Genomic DNA, 5,120 nt, shown 5'->3' on the forward strand with positions numbered 1-5,120 from the left:
CAGGGTGCGGAGCGTGGGCTCGTCCATCGGACCCTCGGCGGCGCGCCGCGCGGCGAGCGTCGGGCCCGGTACGGACGCGGTCGCCAGCCACGGCGGGTCGCCGTCGGCGTCGGCGTCCACGACCGGCGCGGTGTGGAAGCCGCCGACCCGGCGGGCGGCCGCCACCTCGGCCCGGAACCGCTCACGGAAGGCGGGGTCCGCGGCCAGCTCCGGGCGGGCCACCTTGACCGCCACCGCCCGTCCCCCGCGGGACCGAGCGAGATAGACCGTCCCCATGCCGCCTTCGCCGAGCTTGCGCTCGACGGCGTACCCCCCGATGCGTTGCATGGGCCCAGTATGGCGGCCGCCGGTGACAGCCCGCGCCGGCGGGTCAGTTGCCGAACAGCCACCCCAGCCCGCCGCCGGCCGCCCGTCGGTCCTCCCGCAGGGCCCGCCTCATCTCGGAGCGGGTCTCGGAGACCTCCTGCGTCAGCCAGTGGGTGTTGCCGACGGTCAGCTGCAGCCGGTGTTCCAGCGGCTTGAGCAGCGCCAACGCCCGGCCCGGGTCCCCGGCCTCGCCGATGCTCCGGACCACCCGGTACGCGATCTCCGCGTGCCCGCGCTCCACCAGGTCCGCGGGATCGGGGTACAGGGCGAGGTAGAGCGGGGCGGCCGCGGCGAAGTCGCCGAGCAGCCAGGCGGCCTGCGCCAGCCGCCGCCGTACGTCCAGCAGGATCGGGCTGTTCGCCGGCAGCCCGCGTTCCAGCCCGGCCAGCAGCGGGCCCAGCCGGGCCTGCTCGCCGCGCGCCTGCTCGGGCGTACGGGCAGAGCCGTCCCCGCCGCCCCCCCCACCACCGCCGCCCCGCTGGAGCCCGACGGCCAGGTGGTACCGGGCAGCCAGCGTGACCGGCGCGTCGGCGCCCAGCACCCGGGTCGCCTGCTCGATGACCTCGCGCAGCTCGGCCTCGTGGCCGCGGGCGTCGCCCGGACCGTAGGCGGCGGACTCGCCGGCGTACGCGGCCCGCGCCGTGATGGTGTCGGGGTGCTCCACGCCGAGCACCCGCATCATCCTCGGCAGGAGGCGCTCCAGTTCCGTCCGCGACTCCCCCCGTACGCTCATCGCCCGGTGGTAGGCGGCCCGCACGGACAGCGGGTCGTGCGTACCGAACTCCTCCACCAGGTCCGTGACCAGGGTGCCCAGCCGCTGCGCAAGGTCGGCCGGTGCGTCCTCCAGCAGCTGCGTCAGGCGGCGTTGGAGCATCGCCCGTACGGGGTCGTCGGCGGGCGGCGCCACCGGGCCGGGGGCCGGGGCCGCCTGGGCGGGCACGGTCGGGGAGTAGCTCGGCATCGGCGGCACGCCGGCCGCCGCTCCACCCGGGGCCGCTTCCTGCCCCGCCGCGCCGCGGCTGATACCGGCCAGCCGCAGGCCCACCTCGCGCGCCGTCGCCGGACGCTCCCGCGGGTCCTTCGCCAGCAGCCCGAGCACCAGCGCGTCCAGCCCCGCCGGCAGCCCCGCCCGCAGCGAACCGGGCGCGGGCGGCGCGGCCGTCAGGTGCTGGGCGAGCAGCTCGTGCATCTCGCCGGCGGGGAAGGGGCGTTCACCCGTGAGGAGCTCCATCAGCACGCAGCCCAGCGCATACAGGTCCGCCCGGCCGTCGACGGGGACCCCGCCCGCACCTCCCGTCCAGCGCTCCGGGGCCATGTACGGGAACGACCCGATGACCATGCCTGTCCCGGTCAGCTCCGTGCCAGGGCTGCCCTGCGCCTTGGCGATGCCGAAGTCCAGGACCTTCACGATCCGGCTCTCGGTGAGCATCACGTTCGCCGGCTTGATGTCCCGGTGGACGATCCCGGCGTCGTGCGCCGCCGCCAGCGCCGCCGCGATCTGCGCCGCCCAGTCGAGCGCGTCGTGCAGCGGCGGCAGCCCGTCGGCCAGGACGTCGGCGAGGCTGCGCCCCTGGAGCAGCTCCATCACCAGGAACACCGCGTCGCGCCCGGCGCGCTCGGTGCGCCCGAAGTCGTGGATGGTGGCGATGTTGGGGTGCGCGAGATTCCCGGCGAGGCTGGCCTCCCGCTCGAAGCGGCGCGTGTCCTCGTACGTCTGCGGGTAGCCGATCTTGACGGCGACCCAGCGCCCGACCCGGTCGTCCCTGGCCCGCCAGACCTCGCCGAATCCGCCCCGGCCGAGCAGCTCGTCGAGCTCGTACCGGTCCTCGATCAGCTCCCGCACCGTTCCCGGCCCCCGTTCCACTCGTCCACCCTCCGGAAAGATCATTATCTCCGCACGGGACGCGGGGCGGTCCGTCGATTTCCGGGCGGGTCGGTCGTACCCCGAGCGCGCCCGGTCAGTCCACCCGGTGCACGCGCTGGCTGGTCAGCTCGTACTGGGCCCCGACCACGGCCAGTCGGCCGGCGGCGATACGGGAGGCCGTCCGGCTCCCGGGTCAGGCTCACCCGGACCCTCCGCACGTTCGCGGTGACCGCCGAGTCCACCCGCGCCTGGCCCTGCAGCCCGAAGTCGATGACGGGGCGGATCTGCTCGGCGAGGTACATGACATGGGCCGGCAGCGGGGTGCGGGTCTCCGCGGCCCGGACGGCGGCCGTGACCGCCCCGCACCCCTGGTGCCCCAGGACGACGACCAGGGGAACGTCCAGCTCCAGCACGCCGTAGGCGATGCTGCCGAGCACCGCCTCGTCCAGGACCTCGCCCGCCGACCGCACGGTCAGCAGATCGCCCAGCCCCTGGTCGAAGACCAGCTCCGGGGGCACGCGGGAATCGATGCAGCCCAGCACCACCGCGAACGGGTGCTGACTGCCCACCAGGGTCCGCCGTACGGCCGCGCTCCGGTCGGGGTGGTGCTCGTGGTACGTGCGCCAGCGCCGGTTCCCCGCCACCAGCCGCGCCAGAGCCGCCGTCGGCGTGGCGGGCCGAAGACCGCAGCTGCCGGGCGGGGAGGAGAGCGCGGGCCCGCCCGAGACCAGGGCCGCCTGGGCGGCGACCACTGCGGTCGCCGCCCACACCAGCCGGCGCCGCCGCGGCCCGCGGGCCGCGGGCGGCTCGTCATCCGTCCTCATGCCCGCAGACGGTAGCCCGGCGCCGGCGCCCGGTCCCGTTCCTGCCGGACGCGTGTCACGGCGCTGTTCCCGCAGGGCTACGGCGAACGGGTCAACGGGCGAACGGGCGAACGGCCTACTTGGGGGCCACCCAGACCTGCCGCTTGTCGGTGTTCGCCGTGTACAGCTGCACCACGGTGCCGTTCGCCGTCGCGCCGCCGGCCACGTCGAGCACCTTGCCCGAGCCGGCGTTCACGATCTGCCCCTTGGCGTTGACCGACCACCGCTGGGCCGCCGTACCGTTGCACTCCCACAGCTGGATCTTGTTGCCGTTGGTGCTGAGGGCGCGGGAGTTGTCCAGGCACTTGCCGAGCGCGCGGAACGTCCCGTCCTTGCCGAGGATCCACGATTGGGCCACCGTGCCGTTGCAGCTCCAGAGCTGGATCTGCGTGCCGTTGTCCGACTTGCCGCCCTTGGCGTCCAGGCACTTGCCGGCCAGGCCGGTCACCTGCCCCTGCGGGGCCAGCGCGGCTCCGGCGCCGGCGGCGAGCTTGCGCAGCGCCTGCACGTCGAACTGCTGGACGTAGGTGCCGGCCCGCTTGTCCTGGTAGGCGTACGCCGGCGAGCACATGACGGGGAACTCGCCGGAGTCGCTGCCCTTGACGCAGTCGCCCTTCGTCAGGCTGCGGTTCGCGTGGGCGAGGCCCAGCGCGTGCCCGAGCTCGTGGCTGATGTGGTTGCGCATGTACGTCTCGCCCATGGAGGCGGAGGGCTTGCCCGCCTCGGTGAAGAACTCGCTGTCGATGTACGCGTGCCCGCTCGTCACCGTCTCCGGCACGGAGGAACTGGTGAACCCGCAGCTCAGGTTGGCGCTTCCGGAGCCGTCGCGCACCACCTTCCAGCCGGTGCTGCCCATGCTGCCCTCACCCTCCGGCGGCAGGCAGGGCCGGTACAGCACGCCCATGACCACCTCGCCCTTGGGGCGGAGGTAGTCCCAGCCCACGGGCCGGGTGTCGACCGTGACGGGCAGGTTCGTGATCCGCTGGAGGTCCGCCGCCGACGCCTTGACGTAAGGAGCCAGCCAGTCCGCGGACTTCTGGTCGTAGAACTTGACCGTGTAGCCGGTCGTCAGCCACTTCGTCGCCCCGGCCAGCTTCCAGCCCTCGCCCTGCGGCGGACCGGCGGCGACGCCCTGGGCCGCCGCAGCGGTGCGGCTTCCTTCGAGCTGCATGACGCCGTTCTTGAAGGCGGTGTGGTCGCCGACGGACTGGACCGAGTCCTCCGCGTGGGCGGCGTCGGGCGCCTTCTCGGGCGCCGGCAGCGCCGCTGCCGCGTCGGCGGCCGCGGTGGGGGTCGGGCTGCCTCCCGCGTCCGCAACCGCGCCCGCGCCGGTGCCCGCGTCCGGGTCCTCGGTGCCGAACGCGCTGGAGGTCAGCTGGAGTCCGCCCACGATGGCCGCCACGGAACACGCCGCAACCACCGCTTTTCGATATCTGGCCGTGAATCCCAAGTCCCCGTTGCCTTTCGTCGTGATCGTTCGCGGATCCCGGACGCGGCGCGGTCGCCGGGCGGTCCGGAATCGAACAAATGATAGGCGAACGTTCCCAGCCACCCTGCGCAGCACGGGAGTTGAGCCTTGGGCAACGGCGGCGACACGGTGCGGTGATGGTGGCCCTGCCATGGTTCGAAGCCGGTCCACCCGACTCCATGCGGCTCCGTCCGACTCCATGCGACTCCGTCCGATTCCGCCCGACTCCATGCGCCTCCACATGACTCCGTTCGACTCCAGACCCGACGAGGAGCCCGATCGATGACGTCCTTCCACGCGGCGACCGTCCACCCCGACCGGTCCGTGACCTACTGCGGAGAGGTCGGCGCGGACCAGGTCGCCGCCGCCCGCGCGATCGCCCGGCTCGACCACACGCCCCGCCTCGCCCGCGAGCACCCCAACCGCCCCGGAGTCCTCTTCGTCCTGCGCGACGACGGCGCCCTGGACGTCTACGAGCCGGTCGGCGGCGCCCCCTACACCCCCCGCATCCCCGACCCGGCCCCGCGCCCCGCGGCCGCCGCGCTCGCCGCCGCCGCGC

3 protein-coding genes and 2 pseudogenes are annotated in these 5,120 nt (G+C 74.5%); 1 reads left to right on the top strand and 4 read right to left on the bottom strand.

Annotation, left to right across the window (positions count from 1 at the left end):
* The 4 genes and pseudogenes from AB0F11_RS37435 to AB0F11_RS37450 all read right to left on the bottom strand — a co-directional run.
* Positions 1 to 327: pseudogene (locus tag AB0F11_RS37435) on the bottom strand (serine/threonine protein kinase); the annotation flags it as partial.
* Between the two features lie 43 nt (positions 328 to 370).
* Positions 371 to 2,230 carry a serine/threonine-protein kinase gene (locus tag AB0F11_RS37440; protein WP_362184179.1) on the bottom strand — a complete coding sequence of 620 codons (1,860 nt, stop codon included), beginning with the start codon at positions 2,228 to 2,230 and terminating at the stop codon, positions 371 to 373.
* A gap of 94 nt (positions 2,231 to 2,324) precedes the next feature.
* Positions 2,325 to 3,054: pseudogene (locus tag AB0F11_RS37445) on the bottom strand (carbonic anhydrase).
* 115 nt (positions 3,055 to 3,169) lie between these two features.
* Positions 3,170 to 4,495 (bottom strand): ricin-type beta-trefoil lectin domain protein, encoded by a 1,326-nt coding sequence (locus tag AB0F11_RS37450; RefSeq protein ID WP_362184182.1) that lies wholly within the window; start codon positions 4,493 to 4,495, stop codon positions 3,170 to 3,172.
* 348 nt (positions 4,496 to 4,843) lie between these two features.
* Between AB0F11_RS37450 and AB0F11_RS37455 the strand changes: the two genes are divergently transcribed.
* A partial coding sequence (locus tag AB0F11_RS37455) for a hypothetical protein (protein WP_362184185.1) occupies positions 4,844 to 5,120 on the top strand: 277 nt, incomplete at its 3' end.

The sequence above is a fragment of the Streptomyces sp. NPDC032472 genome, assembly GCF_040636955.1.
Classification (GTDB): domain Bacteria; phylum Actinomycetota; class Actinomycetes; order Streptomycetales; family Streptomycetaceae; genus Streptomyces.